36 protein-coding genes, 1 tRNA gene and 1 pseudogene are annotated in these 20540 nt (G+C 54.1%); 24 read left to right on the top strand and 14 right to left on the bottom strand.

The features are described 5' to 3' along the window. Positions 1-11: 11 nt before the first annotated feature. The 14 genes and pseudogenes from FAZ98_RS31970 to FAZ98_RS31905 all read right to left on the bottom strand — a co-directional run bounded on the left by FAZ98_RS31970 (position 12) and on the right by FAZ98_RS31905 (position 9064). The gene (locus FAZ98_RS31970; RefSeq protein WP_158957723.1) at positions 12-728 is read right to left on the bottom strand and encodes a hypothetical protein; all 717 of its coding nucleotides are present in this window, start codon (positions 726-728) and stop codon (positions 12-14) included. A gap of 207 nt (positions 729-935) precedes the next feature. Continuing rightward, positions 936-1397: an HNH endonuclease signature motif containing protein gene (locus FAZ98_RS36010; protein WP_158957625.1), complete on the bottom strand. Its 462-nt coding sequence runs from the start codon at positions 1395-1397 to the stop codon at positions 936-938. A 1-nt stretch (position 1398) separates the two neighbouring features. Next, a complete protein-coding gene (locus tag FAZ98_RS31960; protein WP_158957623.1) occupies positions 1399-1863 on the bottom strand; it encodes a DUF1566 domain-containing protein in 465 nt (154 codons plus the stop codon). Positions 1864-1892: 29 nt separating this feature from the next. Beyond that, positions 1893-2258, bottom strand: a complete 366-nt coding sequence (locus tag FAZ98_RS31955; RefSeq protein ID WP_158957621.1) for a DUF1566 domain-containing protein — start codon at positions 2256-2258, stop codon at positions 1893-1895. Positions 2259-2347: 89 nt separating this feature from the next. Then, complete coding sequence (locus FAZ98_RS35845; protein WP_233272956.1) at positions 2348-3478, bottom strand: hypothetical protein; 1131 nt, start codon at positions 3476-3478, stop codon at positions 2348-2350. 193 nt (positions 3479-3671) lie between these two features. Continuing rightward, complete coding sequence (locus FAZ98_RS31945) at positions 3672-3992, bottom strand: hypothetical protein (RefSeq protein WP_158957615.1); 321 nt, start codon at positions 3990-3992, stop codon at positions 3672-3674. Continuing rightward, positions 3989-4138, bottom strand: coding sequence for a hypothetical protein (locus tag FAZ98_RS31940; protein ID WP_158957613.1), 150 nt, complete (start codon positions 4136-4138; stop codon positions 3989-3991). The genes FAZ98_RS31945 and FAZ98_RS31940 overlap by 4 nt, the downstream gene beginning before the upstream one ends. A 56-nt stretch (positions 4139-4194) precedes the next feature. Continuing rightward, positions 4195-4452 carry a hypothetical protein gene (locus FAZ98_RS31935; RefSeq protein ID WP_158957721.1) on the bottom strand — a complete coding sequence of 86 codons (258 nt, stop codon included), beginning with the start codon at positions 4450-4452 and terminating at the stop codon, positions 4195-4197. A gap of 212 nt (positions 4453-4664) precedes the next feature. Further along, positions 4665-4901 carry a hypothetical protein gene (locus FAZ98_RS31930; RefSeq protein WP_158957609.1) on the bottom strand — a complete coding sequence of 79 codons (237 nt, stop codon included), beginning with the start codon at positions 4899-4901 and terminating at the stop codon, positions 4665-4667. Positions 4902-5281: 380 nt separating this feature from the next. Further along, complete coding sequence (locus FAZ98_RS31925; RefSeq protein ID WP_158957719.1) at positions 5282-5869, bottom strand: hypothetical protein; 588 nt, start codon at positions 5867-5869, stop codon at positions 5282-5284. Positions 5870-5888: 19 nt separating this feature from the next. Continuing rightward, a complete protein-coding gene (locus FAZ98_RS31920; protein ID WP_158957607.1) occupies positions 5889-6134 on the bottom strand; it encodes an acyl carrier protein in 246 nt (81 codons plus the stop codon). Positions 6135-6537: 403 nt separating this feature from the next. Continuing rightward, positions 6538-6738 carry an HNH endonuclease gene (locus tag FAZ98_RS36235; protein WP_407672169.1) on the bottom strand — a complete coding sequence of 67 codons (201 nt, stop codon included), beginning with the start codon at positions 6736-6738 and terminating at the stop codon, positions 6538-6540. A gap of 188 nt (positions 6739-6926) precedes the next feature. Further along, positions 6927-7301 (bottom strand): DUF1566 domain-containing protein, encoded by a 375-nt coding sequence (locus FAZ98_RS31910; RefSeq protein WP_158957603.1) that lies wholly within the window; start codon positions 7299-7301, stop codon positions 6927-6929. Between the two features lie 999 nt (positions 7302-8300). Beyond that, positions 8301-9064, bottom strand: a pseudogene (locus FAZ98_RS31905) (S24 family peptidase). Between the two features lie 77 nt (positions 9065-9141). Here FAZ98_RS31905 and FAZ98_RS31900 point away from each other — a divergent pair. From FAZ98_RS31900 to FAZ98_RS31790, 24 genes are all read left to right on the top strand, one after another. Further along, a complete protein-coding gene (locus FAZ98_RS31900; protein WP_158957598.1) occupies positions 9142-9426 on the top strand; it encodes a helix-turn-helix domain-containing protein in 285 nt (94 codons plus the stop codon). 249 nt (positions 9427-9675) lie between these two features. Then, a complete protein-coding gene (locus FAZ98_RS31890; protein WP_158957713.1) occupies positions 9676-9951 on the top strand; it encodes a hypothetical protein in 276 nt (91 codons plus the stop codon). 322 nt (positions 9952-10273) lie between these two features. Continuing rightward, entirely contained in the window at positions 10274-10609 is a 336-nt protein-coding gene (locus FAZ98_RS31885) for a hypothetical protein (RefSeq protein WP_158957711.1), read from the top strand. 8 nt (positions 10610-10617) lie between these two features. Further along, the gene (locus tag FAZ98_RS31880) at positions 10618-11397 is read left to right on the top strand and encodes a conserved phage C-terminal domain-containing protein (RefSeq protein ID WP_158957592.1); all 780 of its coding nucleotides are present in this window, start codon (positions 10618-10620) and stop codon (positions 11395-11397) included. Next, positions 11397-11804 (top strand): hypothetical protein, encoded by a 408-nt coding sequence (locus FAZ98_RS31875; RefSeq protein WP_158957709.1) that lies wholly within the window; start codon positions 11397-11399, stop codon positions 11802-11804. The genes FAZ98_RS31880 and FAZ98_RS31875 overlap by 1 nt, the downstream gene beginning before the upstream one ends. 1 nt (position 11805) lies before the next feature. After that, on the top strand, positions 11806-12369 hold the full coding sequence (locus FAZ98_RS31870; protein WP_158957707.1) for an AAA family ATPase: 564 nt from the start codon (positions 11806-11808) through the stop codon (positions 12367-12369). Next, the gene (locus FAZ98_RS31865) at positions 12366-12764 is read left to right on the top strand and encodes an AAA family ATPase (protein ID WP_158957705.1); all 399 of its coding nucleotides are present in this window, start codon (positions 12366-12368) and stop codon (positions 12762-12764) included. The genes FAZ98_RS31870 and FAZ98_RS31865 overlap by 4 nt, the downstream gene beginning before the upstream one ends. Positions 12765-13073: 309 nt before the next feature. Beyond that, on the top strand, positions 13074-13487 hold the full coding sequence (locus FAZ98_RS31860) for a putative PDDEXK endonuclease (protein ID WP_158957586.1): 414 nt from the start codon (positions 13074-13076) through the stop codon (positions 13485-13487). Continuing rightward, positions 13484-14131: a hypothetical protein gene (locus tag FAZ98_RS31855; RefSeq protein WP_158957703.1), complete on the top strand. Its 648-nt coding sequence runs from the start codon at positions 13484-13486 to the stop codon at positions 14129-14131. Before FAZ98_RS31860 ends, FAZ98_RS31855 begins: the two co-directional genes overlap by 4 nt. Next, complete coding sequence (locus tag FAZ98_RS31850; RefSeq protein ID WP_158957584.1) at positions 14128-14370, top strand: hypothetical protein; 243 nt, start codon at positions 14128-14130, stop codon at positions 14368-14370. Before FAZ98_RS31855 ends, FAZ98_RS31850 begins: the two co-directional genes overlap by 4 nt. Further along, entirely contained in the window at positions 14367-14552 is a 186-nt protein-coding gene (locus tag FAZ98_RS31845; protein WP_158957582.1) for a hypothetical protein, read from the top strand. The genes FAZ98_RS31850 and FAZ98_RS31845 overlap by 4 nt, the downstream gene beginning before the upstream one ends. Beyond that, entirely contained in the window at positions 14549-14740 is a 192-nt protein-coding gene (locus tag FAZ98_RS31840) for a hypothetical protein (RefSeq protein ID WP_158957580.1), read from the top strand. The genes FAZ98_RS31845 and FAZ98_RS31840 overlap by 4 nt, the downstream gene beginning before the upstream one ends. Then, complete coding sequence (locus tag FAZ98_RS31835) at positions 14727-14912, top strand: hypothetical protein (RefSeq protein WP_158957578.1); 186 nt, start codon at positions 14727-14729, stop codon at positions 14910-14912. The genes FAZ98_RS31840 and FAZ98_RS31835 overlap by 14 nt, the downstream gene beginning before the upstream one ends. A gap of 335 nt (positions 14913-15247) precedes the next feature. Continuing rightward, the gene (locus FAZ98_RS31830; protein WP_233272955.1) at positions 15248-15592 is read left to right on the top strand and encodes a hypothetical protein; all 345 of its coding nucleotides are present in this window, start codon (positions 15248-15250) and stop codon (positions 15590-15592) included. 433 nt (positions 15593-16025) lie between these two features. Next, positions 16026-16445 (top strand): DUF1364 domain-containing protein, encoded by a 420-nt coding sequence (locus FAZ98_RS36230; protein WP_233272954.1) that lies wholly within the window; start codon positions 16026-16028, stop codon positions 16443-16445. A 16-nt stretch (positions 16446-16461) separates the two neighbouring features. Beyond that, positions 16462-16650 carry a hypothetical protein gene (locus FAZ98_RS31825; RefSeq protein WP_158957701.1) on the top strand — a complete coding sequence of 63 codons (189 nt, stop codon included), beginning with the start codon at positions 16462-16464 and terminating at the stop codon, positions 16648-16650. A gap of 80 nt (positions 16651-16730) precedes the next feature. Continuing rightward, complete coding sequence (locus FAZ98_RS31820) at positions 16731-16910, top strand: hypothetical protein (RefSeq protein WP_158957699.1); 180 nt, start codon at positions 16731-16733, stop codon at positions 16908-16910. Positions 16911-17021: 111 nt separating this feature from the next. Beyond that, the gene (locus FAZ98_RS31815) at positions 17022-17426 is read left to right on the top strand and encodes a hypothetical protein (RefSeq protein WP_158957697.1); all 405 of its coding nucleotides are present in this window, start codon (positions 17022-17024) and stop codon (positions 17424-17426) included. Then, entirely contained in the window at positions 17392-17817 is a 426-nt protein-coding gene (locus FAZ98_RS36225) for a phage protein NinX family protein (protein ID WP_407672146.1), read from the top strand. The genes FAZ98_RS31815 and FAZ98_RS36225 overlap by 35 nt, the downstream gene beginning before the upstream one ends. 140 nt (positions 17818-17957) lie before the next feature. Then, entirely contained in the window at positions 17958-18176 is a 219-nt protein-coding gene (locus FAZ98_RS35495; protein WP_199272464.1) for a hypothetical protein, read from the top strand. Next, positions 18173-18295, top strand: coding sequence for a hypothetical protein (locus tag FAZ98_RS36005; protein ID WP_267904872.1), 123 nt, complete (start codon positions 18173-18175; stop codon positions 18293-18295). Before FAZ98_RS35495 ends, FAZ98_RS36005 begins: the two co-directional genes overlap by 4 nt. 215 nt (positions 18296-18510) lie before the next feature. Beyond that, complete coding sequence (locus FAZ98_RS31800; protein ID WP_158957691.1) at positions 18511-19308, top strand: helix-turn-helix domain-containing protein; 798 nt, start codon at positions 18511-18513, stop codon at positions 19306-19308. Between the two features lie 366 nt (positions 19309-19674). Then, complete coding sequence (locus FAZ98_RS31795) at positions 19675-19971, top strand: hypothetical protein (protein WP_158957566.1); 297 nt, start codon at positions 19675-19677, stop codon at positions 19969-19971. 372 nt (positions 19972-20343) lie between these two features. Next, positions 20344-20424 (top strand) — tRNA-OTHER (locus FAZ98_RS31790). The last annotated feature ends 116 nt before the right edge of the window (positions 20425-20540 follow it).

Here is a 20540-nt window from a genome sequence, read left to right as displayed (position 1 = left end):
TCAGTTGGGGTTCAGTCGCTCGAATCGACGGACAGATTCATGCCGCATTTCGAGCAGTGTGCAGGGTGCCAGCCGCGCATCTTGCTATCTGCGGTGCCGGTGTCGACGACTTCATGCTTGCAGATCGACAGGAGCCACGCTGATGGCATCGCGGCCTCGCGCTGGTAGTATTTCGTCGCTTCCATATCCAGAACGGCTGCGGCTAGATTTCCAGCTGGCTCGCTGCGTTTGTGCACGGCACGCACTGCGGCATCAACTACCGCATCGCGCAAGTGACTCGGATACTTCGACTGACCGCCCTCATATACGATGGCGTGAGCCTGCCCCGTCCAACCGCCCCATTGCGTGCCATGGAGAAAGATGCGCGCCCACGACTTCCTGTTGTCACCCGGCTTCTGCACCCACGCGATTTCGGGGTATGCGGTCCATCCAGCGCATGCGGCGACGTTCGAGAGAGTCAGCGCAAGATCAACGGGCTCAATAACCTCCCAATTGAGGACGCCCTGAGCGCGAGGCACGATATCGAGGTCGTAATCAATCACGCCGCGCTTTCGTACCATCGCCTCAAGCTCATCGATGGGATAGCCGCGCGTTGTGTTGCTGTTCTTGACTGGTGAGCAGCTATAGCCTGCACCGCGCGATTGAGTCGCTTCGTAATAGCGTCGCGTTACCAGAACGTTACCCGATGGTTTGTGGCGAACAAGTTGCGGGACGGTGAATTCCATCATGTCTCTCGAAAAAGGAGGCCCGGACAGGCGCCTCAACACACGCCGACAGCGGGATTTGCTGCCGACGGAAAGGGTTACTGATGGAGTGCCCGTCGATAGCTCTTCGTGAGCGCGCCGTCGACCGCATGACCTTGACTGCGGACCACATTGGCTAGTGCAGCGCGGTCCTGATGACTCGCGCTAGCCTGACGCAGCAGACCAAAGTAGCTACGAGCAATCAGCCCATGTCTTGCCGGTGATAATTGCCCATACTGCGGCCTGTGAAATGCCAAACTCGCGCCCCAAAGCGCAAGAACTATCCGTCCGACTATATGGCGTATATCTACGCCTGATTTCTATGGCAATCTCGGGCGTGATTTTCGACATTCCAGAGTGCAATCCGCAGGGATGTTTGTCTCTTCTCTTCGCGATCATGTCCTGCATGTTTTCTAATCGCGTCCCGAGATTCAAATGCTTTGGATTGAGGCATTTTCTGTTGTCACAGGAATGCATCACATCGCGTCCATCCGTAATCGTTCCGTGATGAAGATCAAACGACACCCTATGGGCCAGTCGGTTCTTGCCGTTGTGCCAAACGAGGCCATAGCCCGCTTTGCAGATGTAACCTGTGAACTCAAGACAGTCGCCGACTTTTCGCGTGCGACTCATCAGGCTTTCGATGGTCGCCAAGTCATGCTCCTACCGCTATCCTGCGGACGGCCCGCGCTCGGCAACCGCTGCTGGCCTTGTGGCCGTCGTACTGGAAGCCGTCGTCGAAGTCCTGACACCAGGCGTAGGCGGAATCCGATTCACGCTCTTCCGCCGACCAGTAATAACGTGACTCGAAACACTGTTTCAAATTCGCGAATAGCAGTGATTGTTCGCGTCGAGTCGGCAATTCCCCGCCCTGCTCTGCGGCCCACGACTTCGCGTCCGACCACGATTTTTCGTCTACGTCGCCGGGGAGAAGAATCAAGTGATGAAGCGGTTGCCCGTCGTCTCCGAGAATGATGCCGGCGTAATGTTCGCCAGCCTCCAGCTTGATCGTCGCGCCCAAAATCGTAATGGTGCTGCGAGTTGACTGTTTCTTGAACGATTCGATCAACTTCGAAATCTCCGATTGCTTGGCCTCGATGGCCTCAAGCGTGATCGTCATTGCGATGCTCCGTTGAAATAGATGAATGATTAAATGGGCAATCTGCGGACGGCCCGCGCTCGGCACCTGTCGTCGTCCTTGTGGCCGTAGTAGCTCTGGCCGCCGATGCCGAAGCCCTGATACCAGGCGTAGGCGTCATTGCGGTGATACGTCTCGTTGCTCCAGTACCAGTCCTGCTCGAACTGATCCTTGTGGTTCGCCCAGAGCATGGCCTGTTCGATGCGATTCGGAAGATCACCGCCGATGCTCTTTGCCCAATCCATCTGCTCCTGCCACGGTGCATAGCCGTTGTCGCCGGGCAGCAAGATCACATGATAAAAATCGCCATTCTTGTCGCCGATCGCACCGATGTAGATTTCGCCTTCTTCGAGCGGCGGAATTTGAAGTTGCTGCATTGCATCTCCTTGTTGAGAAATTGGGCCTCTGCATCGCGTCTTCCGCGGGAAACGCTTGTGCCGATCCGCTGCGATGCTGAGGCGGTAAATTAGGCGGCATGCTCCATTGCGATCAAATCAACTACTTCGTTGAAGTATTCGCGGGCAGCTTCCACTTTTTCCTTGATTTTTTCTTCAAGTTCCGAATCGCGCTCATATGGCACGCGTGTAACGCGAAGAGATGGTTCAATGTGATCAACGTAATGAACGTTCGGATCCTCGAATCGAATAAGTTCATCGGGTGTGTTGACCATGCAATAATTGATCTCAAAAAGATCAACATCCCAGAGCATCATGTAGCCGCGCCCTTGCCATTCGTAATCTTTATTCTGTCCCGCAAAAATAGTGGCAGGAAACGTGGCGAGCGACCAAGGAGATTTGACATCAATGATCTTTGTAGTTGGCACGAAGATATCGCACTCACCAGTTAGCCATTCATTCTCACGCCGCTCGGCATTCTTCTCGTAGCTAGTGAAAAACACGTCATTAATCAGTTGGATTGCGTGCGGCTCAACGAGCGTCCCCTTCTCCATTTCTTTCGAGGTAACTACCTTTTGGTAGTTGTAGACAAATTCCTTTGCAAGATCTTCGATGTACGTCTTCGCTCCGACTGAAAGCTTTTCCGTTTTCGACTTCGGTTCAGTCATGATCTTGCTCAGTGACGAACAACGAATCTTAAGCATTCTCTTTTCCTCCACGGCAGCGCGCACAGCGTCGTTAATTTCTTTCTCTTGCGCCTTGGTGATGTCGAAATTGGCGCGGAGCTTCTCCGTCGTGTACTGGCCGGATACGATAGACTTGATTGCATTCTTCAGGCGATCTGGTGTAATCGACGGCTTTTTCTTCTTGGCTACATTGGGACGAATCCTCAGACACTCGACAACATCACCGAACGCCTTGGTCATGCTCGCGTAGAGGGTTATTTCCTTTCCCGCCCATTCTTCAATGTACGGACCGTAGAGCTTGGCGATTGATTTCGAGTTCGTAACATTGAGGATGAGGGGCTTGTTGCCCTTGAGGTGTGCAACCGTGGCTTCTTCCTTCTTGCCATCCGTTCCGACGATCTGCTCACGCTGCACATAGTCAATCGTTACCGTCAAATCCTCGTCCGGATTTAGCGCGTAGGCCCCGATGTAATCGGGATTGATGAGTCGCTTCCAGTGTGTCTTTTGGTTGTCCATGTCCGGCTCCTTAGCCGCGAATCCGACAAATCGGAATTGAATTATGTGGCGTGCTGCGCAACAATCTGCGCCCTAACCGTACTATCCGCATGCTCATCCCATGCACTGGCGGCAATAAGAATTGCCATGTAGACGAATAGGCCGAGGCAGGCGGCGAGTAGATGGTTTCGGTTAGTCCAGTTGATGAATGACTTCATGCTGCCTTCACCAAACGAAGGGGTGCGATTGCGGTCAACGGCAACACGCTCACCGTATAGCGCGTGGGTTCAGCAATACCGAACAGCTTTGCCGATCCCTCCATGAACCCTGAATGCACCTGATCTCGGCCACCGAAGAACGCAGCGCGGAATTGTTCCGCTTCAAGCTTCGCCGCCTCTTCCGTTGCACGAAGGGCGAGCCGATGCGCCGTATCGAGAGCGCGAATTGCCTTCACGCGGTCATCGCAATACGCTTGCACGGCTTCGCGGGCACGGCGCCGGTCATTCCAGTCAACCAGACGTTTGATGGTTTTCAAAGCGCACCTCCAAACAGCGAAAACAGCCAGTTATTGACGCCGGGCACCATTTCCAGAATCGCGAGTACAACGAACAGGGCGAAGAAAACGATGCAGGCAACCGTGTTGATTCGACATGCCATTTCGAACTCAGGTGTGGTGTACATCGCGAATCTCCGCAGCGTTTTCGATGGCGAGATACTTGCCAATCTGGCCGTCAAGTTCAGTGATGCGGGCTTGATATTCGGCAGCGGCCTTGCGCTTCGCGCTGGAGATTGGCAACGAGGCCATCTCGCATATCAAAGTCGTCCGGGACTTCGACCTCAAACGAATGGGGTCCGATAACAACTTGATCGGCGTTATAGATCGACGAATCGTAGTGACTGAACGTAACATTCAAATCGCCGACGATGCAGCGTTGCTCATAGTCGTATCGGGTGAGCTTTTGGGCCATGAGGAAGCCCGTCAAAGTGACTTTCATTTCATTTCCCTGTAATTGAATCGACAAGTTTTTGCGTAGGCCACTCTTTTGTGATATTTCGAGCACGGGCCCATCGACCGTCATGTTGTCCTTGGGTGAATGAATCGAGAGCCCATTGATGGCTAAGTGACTCGGTTCTGGGACCGGTATAGCTAGGGTCGACGGACCGAAAACCGAGAGAATAAAAATACCTTCGCCCAGAAGTTTTCATCTCACACTCCCGCCGCAGCCTGCGCCGCTTCAACCTTCGAATCTGCCTTGCGCTGTTTAAGCGCGTCCCTGATCGCACGAACAAGTTGCGCATCGCTCACATGGGGCACGATGCTTTTCGCCTTGATTTCGATGCGATCGTTCATGTGTTCTTCGTAGACCAGTACCAAATCGGCATTGTCGATTTCAAGGCCGCCGTCGCATTTGATGAAGCAGGCTAGTTCGATTATTTCTGACATATCGGACTCCTATGTATATGGGCCGGGGCTTCCACCCGACTGCCCGCCTGGGGGAACTGCGGCGGTCTACCCCTCAGATCCGGCCTTTCGGTCGCGGCTTCGGGCGCATTGGTGAGGGCGTGTCGCGCACTACCAGCCTTTCGGCGTATCGGTCACACGCTTGACGTGTCGGCGACAAACTCCGTCGTCTCTTTCGAGATTCACCCTCATGCGTGCGCCATGCGTTGCAGATTCGAACTGCTGGGACCGCCCACGCCAAACCGGAGATCAACCCGGCCGCGGCATGACGCACACATCAGGGCGGTCCGTTGACGGGGACCGGGCGGAGGCATTGCACCTCAGCGGCTTATAGATGCTTAGAGCGGCCGTCGCTTTGAAAATCAGCAGCTACAGGTGAAGAACGAGCCGCGATGAGTTTCCTCAACCTTTTCACCCGTTACAGCTTCGTAGTGTGGCCAAAACTCGTCCGGCACACTCTCGCCTTCGAGCAGACCGCCGAAACAGAGGTATTCCCCCCAGCTACCGCGCTTTTGGCTATCCACCCAATCGCGAGCGCCATCCATCAATATGTCGTATTGAAGGCTCACACGATCGGCAAAGTTGCGAATCCATTGCTCAGATTCGCTGTATTGCGGTGCGAGCGTTACATCTGGCGATCGTGCGAAATCTGGGTGCTCCCAAACATGGCGAAGCGAAGTAATCTGACGCGGATAGACGACGAGCCAGAAGCGCTCCCCCGCACAAACGCCATCCTTCAAGAACGGGTCGACGATGCCTACATGCTTGTCCGCAATCTCGGATGCTCTGCCGTCAGCCATCAAGCCGACGTGCGCGCCGGGTTCCATGTTGTGGGCGGCAATCACAGGCTCAACCGCCAGGTGAATGGCATCGCGCGCCTGCGAGCCGTCGATGATCGTGCCGAGAGTTTCCAGTGCGTCGGTCGCTACGCTGCGTTTATCTGCGCTCATGTTGTTTTCCGAATGGAGATTAAACTTTCGCCGTAACGTAATCAATCGCCTGCTGAACCGTCTTCAACTTATCGCCGTCGTCATCCGAAACTTCGATCCCAAATTCGTCCTCCACAGCCATTACGATTTCGAGTAGTTCGATGGAATCGCAACCGAGGTCAGCGAAAGAAGATGTGTCGGCGATCTCTTCAGCGTTGAGGCCCGTTATCTCGGCGATACACTTCTTGAGGCGTTCGGATATGTTGCCTTGGTGGATCGTGCTCATTGCGGCCCCTCCATTGCTCGAATCCGCCGAAACTCGCGCGGCTCATCTTTTCGCGCTGCACCTTTGAAAAACAGCACCAGTGCTACGTCTGCCGCAGCAATAAGTGCGGTCCAGTAAATCCATGTGGGCATGTCGCTACCCTCTCGAAGTAAATGGCTAACACCACACAACCTCGCTAACGAGATCGACGGTGCGCACAAACTGACTATTTCTGTACTCGCTGTAGTGCAACCAATACCTTAAGATGTACCGCGATACCCGCTGGCGTATCGGCTCGCGGGTTAAGTCGGCGTAGAGGGACATGCTTTCACTCCATAATGCGCGAATTCGCCCTGAATCAAATCAGCCCACAAGCAATAGACTTCGTGTGCCTCTTCAGGTGTCGTATAACAACCCAGATGTCTCATACGCCCCTTGTAAAAAATCCTCGGCGTCCATTTTTTATTCCTTTTTGTGACGCCTTTGAATCCTGTGGAATTTTTCGGAGAGGGCGATTTGAAAGATTCTGTGACTGCGTGCAGGAACGCAGATTTGATCGTCGATTGTCAAGTCGATCCATATTGATATGATCGATCAAAATTTGCCGATTGTTTTCGACACCCATTATTTGTCGATGCATACGAATTTGTTTTCCACCCGCATTCCTTACCGCATATCCCCAACTCGATACAAACCAATTGAAGCCTCGCAAGGTATCGAAGTCTTCGTCATCCACAATAGCGGTCAAGCCCTTTGACAGCGGGATCTCCCTCATAAAGCATCTCCGGCGTGCTCGAATTAAATTGATAAAGACTAAATAATTAATCTGCGGACGGCCCGCGCGCGGCAAACGTCGTCGCTCTTGAGGTCGTCGTTCTGGTAGCCGTCGCCGAAGTCCTGATACCAGGCGTAGGCGCTATCGTCCTCGTGATCCTGATTCGACCAATACCAGTCGCGCTGAAACTGATCGCGATGCTGCTCGAACGCAACTGCGAGTTCCACGCGCGTCGGCAGATCGCCGCCGATGCTTTTCGCCCATTCGAGCTGCGCACTCCAGTTGGCGTCGTCGTTATCACCCGGAAGCAAGATCGTGTGCGTCACGCTGCCATTACCGTTGACGAGGCCGCAGAGGTAGATTTCGCCTTCGCGGAGTTCCGGCAGTTCGATTGCGCTATTGATTTCGCTCATAGATATCTCCAGTTGTCCTAACTTTCTGTTTGACAACACCCAAGCGGCGCCTACTCGTTGGAACGGGCGCGATTTAGATTGCTGTATTGAATGGAGCCGGATCGGGGATTCGAACCCCTTGGGTTGTGTCTGGGTAACCAGAAAAGCGGTAGCTAACCGCAACGCAACTCTTATTGATTCATACCGTCGGCCAACGGACTCATCCGGCAATAAAACAAACTCAGGGAACGGGGCCGGTGCTGATCTCTGGCATGACTTTTCGGGCTTGCGGTGCCTCCCCAAGCTTCGCGAATCGCTTTAGGGCCGCCCCATGGCGTTACTTAGTTCCGTTGCGATCGCTTTCACAAGGCGCATCAGCCTGCGCATTCCCGTTCCCTGAATCTGCTGCGTTGCTCAGTGAATGACGCTGTGGCCAGTCGCGAATCTGGCTACCAGTTTTAGCTATTGGAACCCCCACCCACGCTGCGCGAAGCCGGGAACGTACCGAAAGGTAATTAATCAACGGGCTTCCATTCAATGCGCTAGGGGTTGCAGGCCTGCTCCCTGCTTGCGTTGCGTGTCTGCTCTCCACGCCGCACAGCGTCATTCACTCAACATTGCTTTACGTCCCCGCCGCGGCAACACCTGGCAAGCCAGCTCCGGGCCGGGGACGTTTGCATCGATTACCACGCCATCGACACGGGGCGCCTTTCGGTAGCAGCTCATCAGGCCGCCATTTCTCGCGCTTTTACTTCAGCCGCACGAGGCATTGGGCTGGACACGATTGCTCGCATCTATTCATCGGTCGTCAATTTTTAAAGAGCACGATCGCTGTCCCCGATCGTCGCGCCGTTGCGCTGGGTTGCTGCTGTTGATGGAGTGAAGTATAGGCATGCCGATACTTTGAGTCAATAGGCGATCCGATATTTTTTGGAGATTTTTATTCTGGCTAGTTGAGGGCGCAAAAAAGCCCGCTCGCGGCGGGCTTGGTTGCAAACAGGGGAGCTTTGAATCGTGAGATCAGCGTCGTCGGTACTTACGATGCTCGACCATGACCCCGATAATGTGAAGGTGATCGCGCTCGCTATGAAGGGTCGCGAAATCATCATTCAGCGGGACCAGCTCGAAAATCATCTCGCCGCGCTCGCTCGTCCCGCGCGGCCGGTACTTCTTGAAGGTGGCCTCTTCTTCGGTGTTTTTAGCCACAACGAAATCACCGTGTGCGGAGCAACGGCCGGATCGATGATTACCTTATCCCCCTCCTTGAATTCAGGGGACATGGACAGCCCTTTGATGATGAGGCCGAACGCTCCCCCAGATAAATCCAGATCGGTGGTTAGTGTTTCAAACCCGTCGCCCAATGAGAATGGGTCTACTGCTTCTGTCATCATGCCGGCCTGCACGTAACTAATTACTGGGATCTCTCGATAGCCCACTGGCGCATGTTCAAAATTCCCATACGCTGCTGGCTTTGTTTTCCCAATCGTAGCTTCTTTTCCCGCTTCCAATCCAGCGATAACGGGCGTCGTTGGCGACTTGCTCGGCCCATTGGCTGACGAGGAATTGTGCTGAGAGCGCTGCGGCCCCTTCCCGGACGAGAGCCATAGAGCCTCCACGCCGAGCACTGCGGCGATCTGGGGCGCATAAGACGATCCTTGATAGGTATCGTTTTCTAACTCAGAGACGGTCGGTTGTTTGATACCCGTTTTTGCGGCCAACTCTTTTTGAGTTAGCCCCGCCTCTTTGCGCGCCTGCTTTAGACGTGATCCTAGCGTAGTTTTCATAATTATCGGAATTCTGATACAGAATGGCATAGGTTTGCCTATTGCATTCCGATATCGGTACGCCTATACTTTGATTCATGGACATCCAACACATCGTTCTCGAATTGAAGCGCCTCGGCATGACCCAGGCGGAAATTGCGGCGTCGGTGCATTGCGCTCAGTCGACCATCTCCGAGATCCAAAACGGAAAGATCGGGAAAGCGCGCCCCTCCTATCAACTTGTCACTGACCTTCAACAATTGCTTCGTCAGCGGCAAATCGAGGCAAACGAGATTACCGATGTCGAATCGAGTGATGACGTCCAGCCACCCATCGGCGGCTCCAGCGGTAAGGAAAAGTTGGCGCGTGCAGCAACAATTTAAGAGTTTCAAATTTTCTTCTTGGCGTCCGATGTGACGCCAATTATTTTCCCTATAGCCAACAGTTAAAGCAAGACGCATCAACAGTCAATTAAAGGCGATTTCGATGAAAAGCTTCGACCAACTCGTTCAGTTGTCCCTTCCGGTGATTACTGACGTTCCGCCGATGCGCTCCCTTGATGATCTGTTGATCAAGTCGTGCAAGGACTACAGCGACGCCGTTCGTCTCTGTTCGAGTACCGCCTTCGTCGTATGAGCGAAGCGGAAATCGCCGGGTATCTGGGCTTCAGCGGCCCGCACCTGGCGAAAGTAAAGATGGGCAAAGGTTATCTGACTACCGATCAAGAACTTGTTCTTCAGCGCATTTGTTCAAACTGGGCGATTCGCCAATACGCGGCTCGCCGCGAAACCCAGCTTGAAGAAATGATCGAGAAAACGGAACCTGCACTTTCCCCGGAAATGCAGGCGCTGGTTTCTCGACTCGTTGAGGAGCAGTTGTCACAACGATTGGAGACCAGGGCCGCATGAACGAGAGAATCTTTAATCACATACCGCTAGTCCGTATCGAGGCCGCCAACGACGGCCACATCAGGTACAGCCGGTATGTCCGAGGGCGATCACAACGGATTATCGAATCGCCCGAGCCACTTTCGAAGATGGAAGTTGAGTGGTTCAGGACAGATCCGGGGGACTTCCTGGGGGAGCCCAGAACGCAGCATAGGACGATAAGGGTCAAAAAATTGTGAGCGGCGAGAGCCGCTTTTCGCGGCCCATATATCGGTAAATTTGGCACTTCGATGCCATATGAGTAAAGAAAACGTGACCGCTTTATGCGGTTGGAGCAACAGCGATGAAGCGTGACCTGTTGAACATGAAGCCTGAAATGCAACGCGATCAAGATCGCATGGCGACGAACATCGCCCGCCTGAAAAGCAAGAAGGCCAAGAAGCAACAGGCGCACCTTCTCTGCCAGTCGTTGGTTCGGATGATTAAGGGAAGTGAGATGGAAATGTTCGGCGTCAAGATCACGAATGAAGGCGGCGTTATCTGGATTCAGCAGGATGACGGGAATGGCGGGAATTCAGTCGTCACCTTGCATCCAGATCAAATCCCGGTCGTCTGTAAGTGGCTCTCCGAGGCTTGCTACGCAGACTCACACCAGTCAACCGCCGGCACTAACAACTGAGGTAGGAAATGGATTGGCTCCGCTGGTGGCATGGCACGGTGAACGACCCCAAGTTCGGATGGGTCGCTCGCAAGAGCGGGCAGACAGTCGCATCGGTTATCGCTGTTTGGGCTGCGCTTCTGGAATGCGCGAGCAATGCAACGCAATGCAACGCAGATGCAACGCGCGGCAACGTTGCATCGTTCGATTGCAACGATTACGACGTTGCATTTGGTTTGGACGATGGAAGCGTTCGCAAGATTTTCGATGCAATGGTTGAGAAAAATCTGATTGTTGATGGCCGTCTCGCTCGTTGGGAGGATCGCCAACCGAAGCGCGAAGATTCCGGCAATCCCAATACCGGCGCGCTTTCCAGTACGGAACGCAGTCGCAAACACAGGGACGAAAAGAAACGCTATGCAACGGATGCAACGCAGATGCAACACGATGCAACGCTCGGGAACGATAGATTAGATAAGAGTAGAGAAGATAAAGAAAAGCATATGTCCGGCGAGCCGGACGTTGCCAAGGCAATCCTTGCCCACCTGAACGAAAAGTCGGGTAGGTCTTACAAGCCGGTTGAGTCGAACCTCAAGCTGATACGCGCTCGCCTCAAGGAGGGAGCAACCGAGGCTGATTGCGTAGCCGTTATCGACGCAAAGACTGATGAATGGCTGAACGACGAGAAGTGGTCTCAGTACCTGCGGCCTGAAACGTTGTTCAACGCCACGAAGTTCGCGAGCTATGTCGGTCAGCTTGGACAAAGCAACGTGGTCCCACTGTTCGCGAGTGGGGAGAAATACCTGTGATGGCTGCCAACGCTTCCCAGATCGCCGCCCTGCGCGAACAAGGCAAACAACCTGCCGCTTGGGTGCTTGTCTCGTTCATCGGCCGCATCGCGAACGAGGACAACGGTTTCACGGTGTATGCGCGCCCGGATCGCGATTACGACTGGCGCTGGACGGTTGGGCTTGACCTGATTGCGTTCGCGCGTCGCGGACAGGCTGTCGCGGCTTCGCTGAAGGCAATCCGCAACGAGCGGCCTAAGTCTCTCTCGTTGTGGGATGTGGATCGCAAAAGCGGCGCTGGTGTGTATTTCGATTACCCCGCCGACATTGCTGAACTTTGCAAGCGTGCACGCGGCAGGACGATGAATATCGAACTGATGCCATGGTTCAGTTGGCAAGAACGTGAATTTTTGAAAATGGGCTTCTGAAATGAGAGTCATCGACGGAGAAAAAATCAACCTGTCGGACTACATGTCCGAGCCGGAGGACGTTCATAAGATCCGCCCTGCCAGCGAATGGTCGCAAGGCGTCATCGACGCGCTATATACGCGCGCGACGGTGCCGGATATTCAGTTGGGCTGGCAAAAAACCGAGGGCCGGTTTGCGTTTCGCGGTTCGGAGGTCACGATCTGGGGCGGCATTAACGGCCACGGCAAGTCGATGCTCACGAGCCAGGTGGCGCTTGACCTGTGTATGCAGGATCAACGCGTCTGCATAGCTTCGCTGGAAATGAAGCCAGAAAAGACGATGCTGCGCATGAGCAAGCAGGCTGCCGGAGATGCGCGCCCTTCTCAGGAGTTCATTCGTAGCCTGCATAGCTGGACTGATAACCGTCTGTGGCTCTATGACCACACCGGTAGCGTCAAGCCGCAAAAGATGCTCGCTGTGATTCGGTACGCCGTGGACAACTACCACATTCAACACTTCGTCATCGACAACCTGATGAAGTGCGTGCCGGAGACGATGACTACAACGGGCAAAAGGATTTCGTGAATTCGCTGACGGCCATTGCTCACGATACCGGCGCGCACATTCACCTGATTGCTCACGTGAAGAAAGGTGGCAGTGAATACGACCGGCCCGGCAAGTTCGATGTTAAGGGCAGCGGTTCGATTACCGACCTTGCCGACAATCTTTTCATCGTGTGGCGCAACAAGCGCAAGGAAGCGGTTGGCAGCGAAAAACTGAAACTAAAGCGCGAAGAGGCCGATTTGGTGATGGGCGAGCCGGATTGCTACCTGTCTCTCGAAAAGCAGCGCAACGGCGATTACGAAGGCGTGTTCGGGCTTTGGTTTGACGGTCCATCAATGCAATACGTTGAAAACCGTGGGCAGTTGCCGAGGAAATATCCGGTTGACGGCGAATCGGTTGATCTTGAGAGCTTCTAATGCGCATCTCTCCCCAACTTCTTCAGGATTTGAAATATCTCGCTTGGTATTACGAGTGGCAAGAATGGATGAAAGATCACGTAAAGGCCGCACTTCGGGAGTCGCCGAACGAATTTAGCCATTACCTTGCATCGCTCGCGCAGGCCCATCGAACAGGTTACGCAGCTAGTGGCGGCGAAGGATTGGCGGTGTATTGCGCGACGCACGGAATACCCCACCCTTACGTGGGCGAATTAGCGGATACGGTAGACGTCTAAACGGAGATAACTCGATGGGCCAACAAGTAACAGATATGCATAGGAGTGCGAAATGGGATTGAAGTCGCGTAACAAAGGAAAGACCGGCGAGCGTGAGATTGCGTTGATCGTCTCCGACCTGACTGGCTGGACTGTTCGCCGCAAGGTTCGACAACTCGATGGCGAATCTGATCTTGAAGGCGTCCCCGGTTGGTGCATCGAAGTGAAGCGACACGCTACGGCAACGCGCGGCGAAGTCTCCGATTGGTGGTTGCAAGCAACGATGCAAGCAACGAGCGAAAAAGCGCTACCCGTCCTTTTCTATCGCAAGGACCGCGACGAATGGCGCGCAGTGTGGGCGCTCGGCCAGCAACTCGGCGTGAACACTGCTGAAAATTGGCTGCGCTACGAATGGGCCATCGAAGGAAGCATTGCCGCATGGGCCGCAGTCGCCCGTGAGATCGCAAATTTGAAGGAGGCAGCATGAACCCGACAGTAGCTGTGGACATTCGTACTCGCTTGTATCGCAAAGAGCGGCTTCATTTTGTCGCCGAGATTCCTGGATACGTAGTGTGCAAAAAACCGCGACATACCCCATTCGTGATGAGGCAATCGGACTGGGCGAAATTGCCAGTCTTTAAACGACGCTCGAAGACTTCACTGAACCTCCCTCACAAGCCTGAGAACGTAGAGGCAATTAGTGTCGCACTTCGCGAGTCGAAGCAAGCCACTACCTCTCTTCTCGTAATCAAGACTGGTCTATCGCAAGTCACGATTGATCACGTCCTAGAATGCTTCCATCAAAATAAAAAGGTCTATATCTGTGACTATGACATCGGGAAAAATGGCGGCAGTAGAACGCGTATCTGGGCGTTCGGCAATAAGCCCGATGCGTCATATCCGGAGCCGGAATCTCCGGAAGTGCGCAGCGAAAAAATGAAGCTTCATCGTGCGCGATACGAGGAAAAGCGGGGAAAGAAAGCCGCTACGAAATCTTCCACTCCGAATCGTGATCCGCTCACAGCCGCCCTCTTCGGGGCGCGTGTCGCAGACGAAAAAAGTTTGGCGACGTTGCCGTCAAGAATCTATCAGCAATCAATGGATGTTGACGATCTGAAGGAGGCGGCATGACCCTACAAAAAATCCTCGACGAAGGCACCGTCGATATCAACGAACCGAACGAATTCTTCGGCGAGTGGGACAGTCATCAGATTTGGGTAAAGCGCGTTGACGATGAGCGCTGGTACATCACGGTTCGCGATCCGAGCGGATGTTACACATACGACGGTTATTGGGATGCCGAAAAGTACGTCCCGATTGAGGAAGCAATAAAGGAATCGATTAAAGGCGCGATGCTGGAGATGAAATGACCAAGCCCCTCAAAGAACCTACCGAGTTAGTCGTTGGAATGACTCACCGGGAGATGCTGACCATCATGGCCGACAACGGCATCTTCTGCGGACACGACAAATTCGCTCGCATCTTGCAGGAAGCGCAGCGTCGCGCCCTAGCCGCTCAATCAACGAATGACGACAAAAAGGAAGCAGCGTGAAGACCGACTGGTACGAGCCGAATCAAAAGCCTGTCCGAGTTGGCTATTACGAGGCTGAGGTATTCGATGGCGGCTGGATCTACGAGTGGCGAATGTGGTTTGACGGCGAAACATGGCGCGACTGCCCGAATGGCTGGGCGCTGGCAAATCAAAACGTGAAATGGAGAGGTCAAGATGCAGAGTGCTGAGCTGGTGGTGAAGATTGGGCAATTGCAATCGAAGCTCGAAGAAGCGAGTGCAAAGGGATTTGTTTCTAGAGAGGCGATGCAAATCCTTTACAAGATCGAGGAAACCGTTGGCACGCTGCTTGAGTTGGCGACCGCCGAATTCTGGGCTGCGGGAAATAAGGAGGCCGCTTGAAAATCATCACTCGCGGTCAAATCCCTGAAGAACGTGCCTATACGTTCCAATGCACTCGCTGCAAAACGGTTTTTGAGGCTACGCAGCGCGAATGCCAATACATCTCGAACCAGCGAGATGGCGATGTTCTTCGGCACAACTGCCCGGTCTGTATGCGTGAGTGCTATGTGGGTGTGAAATGATTACCTCCAACTTCGCACTGACCGGCCTCTCTTGGCTGCCCTAATAATGGTGCTACTTCTGTCGCTGACATGCCGCCGAATCGGACCTGAATCGGGCACATGGTGGGTATGTTGTCTGGTGACTGTTTGTGCGTTCGCGCTGGGGAGAATGGGATGAGCGACGATAGCGAACTGAACATCTTCCGTTGTCTGGATTTTATCCGCGACAACGCACCGGAATACGCACAAGCCAAAGCTCAGCGCGTATATCTAGAGAACTTTCGCAAGAGCAAGAAGGCACTTTTGATGCGATCGGCGGAGCTTAAAGGCCACAAGACTGCTGCGATGCAGGAGCGCGAAGCCTACGCCGATCCTGAATACATCGAGGTTCTGGAGGCATTGCAAACCGCGACCGCTGAGGAGGAAAGACTCCGCTGGCTTATCACGGCAGCCGAAGCAAAGATTGAGGCATGGCGGACCATTGAGGCGACGAAGCGCGCCGAAGCGAGAACGTTATGAACGGCTGGCAATTCATGGGTGAGCATCCAATTTTGACGGCATTTTGGGATATATCGCTTATCTTTGCGTGGCCGCAATCGCGCAAGGATTTGCTGTCGGCTTTAGGAGGTCGAAATGATCCGAGGCGCTGCAATTTTCTTTGTAGCATGGGTACTAGCCTATTCCACCGTTTCCGCTGAATGCAACCTTATGGGCTCTTTCTTGGTCGGCTCGAAGGTCTTTGATTGCAAGGTGAGGAAATGATAATTCGAAAGGCTACCGGTCACGGCGGGAAGAAGATTTGGTATGACCGCACGCGCAAAAGTCGCAGCCGTCTATACCACGTGATATCTCTGTCGCATCTCATCATGAAGGACGGATCGTGTTGGCGTTTGATAGTTGGGCCGTGGGCGTTCGCATTTAAATTTCGGCCCATAAAATCGGAGCGGAGCGAATGAAACGCTCATCATTCGGCCCTCGCAAAACGCCTCTCAAACGAAGCGCATGGCCCCTCGCTACGGCGAAACAGCAACTTAAAAGAAGCGAGATGAAGCGGCGCGTTAAGAAGCCGACCGTCGCGGAGGGGTCGAAGTATCTTGAAGCGTGCCGCGGGGCCGATTGCTACTTGCGCGTGGCGTCCGAATGCTGGCGCGTTCCTGCCGACGAGACGGTTGTTCCATGCCACGACAATAGTTTGGCATCCGGCAAGGGCATGGGAATCAAATCTAGTCACGAAAAGACTGTGCCAGGGTGTTTCTGGTGCCATAGGTGGCTGGACCAAGGATCGGCTACGCGCGCAGAAAAGAGGCTTGTATTCGATCTTGCCTACGCGGAGTGGGAGCCTGTCAGGACTAGAAAATTGGCATCAACCTAATTGAAAAGGAAGCCGTATGAACTGGATTCTCCTGGTAATGATTCACGCCGGTATGATGTCGCACAACGACGACATCGCCATCACAAGCGCGCGTTTCTATCAACAGAACGCGTGTCAGACTGCTGGGCAGTCCGTCGAGCAGAAATTGCACGATACCTATCAACACGTCGATTTCGTGTGCATTCACGATGCGGATGGGAAGTGATTCGTCGAATCGTATGCGCGGCAAACCGCAAGCGCTTCACTGGCCAAATCGTGCTTGGTATCCGTCATTGGGATGCTTTCATGACCAACATGCTCGATACGGAAGGTGATCCGGTGGAGCAAGGATTCATCACGAACAAAGGCGAATTTGTTGACCGTCATGCTGCGTGGTGCATCGCCGAAGAAGCCGGTCAGATCATTCGTCGCGTTGGTGGCGATGACACAAACGGCGGAACTCTTTACTCCGAAAATCTTTACTAAGTAAGAGGGTGATCGGCAACGCAAGGCATTGAATTCGCTATATAATTAGGATGCTTAAGCATTGTCAGATCGCTAATCTTTGGGCGCATTCGCCCCTGCTGGGAGAAGGAAATGACGCTGGACGAATCGAATCTCGTCGATGACCTGTTAGTGTCCTCGCACCGCTGGCAGGAGGTGTATGCAGTCCGTTTGGGCTTGCCGCGTTGCGACTCAACCTGTCGCGCCTATCAGCTCCCGGTGGATAGGCTTTCGGCTGACGAAGCCGCGGCAATCTCTGATTTGAAAATCTGGAAGCGGAATGGCGAAACCGTTGACGCGCTCGTGGAGGGGTTGACGTGGCAACAGCGTGCGGGCCTGCAAACGACGCTTCGCAACAAGCGCATTGGCTATGACGTATTCAAGAGCGAGCGATTCTCAAAGGAAGAAATCCACATCTTCTTCCAGCAAGCCAAGGAGGCGCTCTACCCCAAGTTTGTCGCGCGTGGGCTTATCAAGATTAGTGCGGAGGCAGCGTGAGAGTGGAATTCGTATCTGGGATACTCTTGATTACTGGGTAGCTCGCGCATCGGGAATTGAATTCAAGACCGCCCGTGAGGCCGCACTTGCTCTTGATGGGCAAATGGCTCCGTGCATATTCAAAACGGCACAAGGAACTCTGCGCATCGCCCGAGAAGATGTTATCTCCGCATGGAGGCCGTCATCGGATTGGACAATCGGCGGTGATATTATCGGGCGGGAGCGTATTGGGATTATCCCGGCTGGGATTGATTGGAAGGCTTACGCGACGGGAGATATGGACGCGACTTCATACGGAGTTGATCCGCTAATTGCGGCTATGCGTGCCTTTGTGGTGTCGAAATTCGGAAAAGAAGTACCGGACGAAAATATTTTCATACAGGGCTTGTAAACTCAGAAAAGTTGGTGTACCTTTACATCCGTGGTCGTCGAGCTACGTCCAAACCACACAGAATTCCAACCCCGCCGGTTCGCGCCGAGCGGGTTTTTCATTTCTACGCCATGAAACGCTCTCAACCTCTCGAATCGCACATGTACGGCGATCCGATGGCTATTCTGGAGCGTAAGCAGGCGCAGGAAGAGCGGCAACGCAAACGCGGCACACTCCACGCCAAATCGGGGTGGAGCGACGCACGCAAGCGCGCCGAGGCCTTATTCACCGACTTCGCCGACTCGGCTGCTCAGCCATCCACGAGTCGCATTCTCCGCAACGGGGATCGTCCCGGCGCTTCAACCGGGAAGAACACATGAACGTCCAGCAAATTATCGACTCGATTGAGGCCGACTTGATTCGCATTCGGAATCTCGATCCGGCGCTGCTGGCGAGCATGACCGCGCGGCTAGACGAATTACGAAAGCTGGTGCCGTAATGGCTGCCCGGAAGCAGGTAAAGATCGTCGCGGAGCCGACTGAGACATGCAAAACGTGTCGCCATAGTTGGCATTTGAATGGCGTATGGATGTGCCGCCGCTATCCTCCCGCAGTCACATACGACTACGAAGAAGGCTGTCCCTGTAGCAGCTTCCCAATTGTCGCGCCCGAACTGGTATGCGGCGAGTTTAGTCCGCAGCTTAATTCCTGACCTATGGCAATCGATCAAAAGCTGCGCGAATTTGCTTCGGAGCGTCAGATTGCATATCTGGACGCGATCGAGAAGCACGGTAGCCAGCGAGCCGCCGCAGACGCGTTGGGTGTTTCGCGCGGGACGGTGGGGAATGCCATTGTGTCGTTGCAGCAGAAAGCGGCCAAGATGGGCTATTCGCCCGAGCATGATTGGACGCACGTAGTGCCCGATGGATTCCGCGTCCAGGGCGTTTCGACGTACTATGACGACGAAGGTAAGCCGCGGGGCCAGTGGGTTAAGTCCGCCGTTGACCATAATCGAGCTGAAGAATTGGTGCGCGAGGCCGTCTCGGTGCTCTCCGAAAATGTTCGGGGATTGGCGCCAATTACAGAATCACCGAAACGTGTACTTGGTGACCTTCTGTGTGTTTATCCGTTCGGCGATCCTCATGTGGGATTGTACGTTTGGGCAAAGGAATGCGGGGAGGCGTTTGACCTCGAAATCGGGCGAAGATTGACTCTTGGAGCGGTTGATCGCTTAGTTTCCAGTGCGCCCCCTGCCGAAACGGCAATTCTCCTCCTTCTCGGCGACGTATTCCATGCCGATGATGGCACCAATAGAACGCCCCAACACCATAACCCGCTCGATGTTGATTCGCGGTATGTGAAGGTATTGCAGGTCGGCATCGAAACATACCGACATGCCATTCTTCGCGCACTTGAAAAGCACGCAAGGGTCGTCGTCAAGGCGATTCCCGGCAATCACGATCCGCACGCGATTTGGTCGCTAGCATTTACGCTGTCGGCCTACTTCAAATGAATCCCGTGTAGAAGTTGATCTTGGGCCTGCCAAACACTGGTATTACCGTTTCGGCAAGGTTTTGATCGGGTCGACTCATGGCGATACGACGAAACACGGCCAACTCGGCGGCATCATGGCATGTGATCGCGCGAAAGATTGGGGCGAAACATTGTATCGATATTGGTACACAGGCCATATTCATTCAAAGTCGGTCACGGAATTGCCGGGCGTCCTCTGCGAGTCATTTCGCACTCTCGCGGCGCAGGATTCATACGCCGCGGGGCATGGGTATCGCGCGGGTCGGGACATGCAGTGCATTGTCCATCATCGCGAATTTGGTGAAATTGAACGGCATCGCTGCGATGTCGGAATGTTGGAGGCAGCATGACGCCCGAGAATTTCGCTTATTGGCTCCAAGGTTTTGCCGAACTGACGCAAGGCCAAACGCCTAACCCGGCGCAATGGAAGTCGATTCTTGAGCATCTTGACCTTGTGTTCAAGAAGATGACGGCGCCCGTGCAAACCGGACCGGAGCCCGGAACGCATGATCCAATGGCGGGCAAGAGCGTGGACGAGTTGCTGAAGAAGTATTGGACAGGAGCGCCTTCACTATTCTCACCGCCCTACACAATCACATGCACCAACGGTCAACAAGCAGACAGTAGCATCCTCATTTGCTGATGAATCATCGCTACGTCTACCGCTGCTGGTACTGCGCGAATGTAGTCGAAGAGGGTCAGCGCTGCTGCGATCCAATGGAGCGCTTGAACATGCGAGAAGGTTGGGATTTGTAATCAAGGCGCGTCATGCTATCAACCCTATGCTTTCTGATAGTCATGACCGCCGTAGCCGCAGATAGCCCTTGGGTAGCATCGGCCGCAGTAATTGCGTGCTGGCTGTGTGCTAGGCGCGAAAATCGGCCGCAAAGATAGAGCGGCGCTGGAACTCGTTACCAGCCGTTTCACGCATGGCGATCCCTTTAGGGTCTGGTGTAAGTGCCTATCAGCCGAAAGGTGAGGACTGGCCGTCCGGGGTGAAGGGTTCGCCATGCTTGAGAGCGATAAGTCGAGATGGGATGGACTACGGCAATGCCTCGGCAGCCGTGTATCGCGGGTTCGAATCCCGCCGCTCTCGACGGTGCGACACCCCCATAGCTTGCGCTTTGCGTATTGGATGGGCTGATGTGGTAGTGTCCGGCGCGTCGCTGGGCGGACGGGAGCCGCAATCCAAAAACTGCGGTGGCGGCTGGA

Source organism: Paraburkholderia acidisoli, assembly GCF_009789675.1.
Lineage (GTDB): Bacteria > Pseudomonadota > Gammaproteobacteria > Burkholderiales > Burkholderiaceae > Paraburkholderia > Paraburkholderia acidisoli.
Note: the sequence above shows the minus strand (reverse complement) of the source record. Positions and strands in the feature narration are given on the sequence as shown.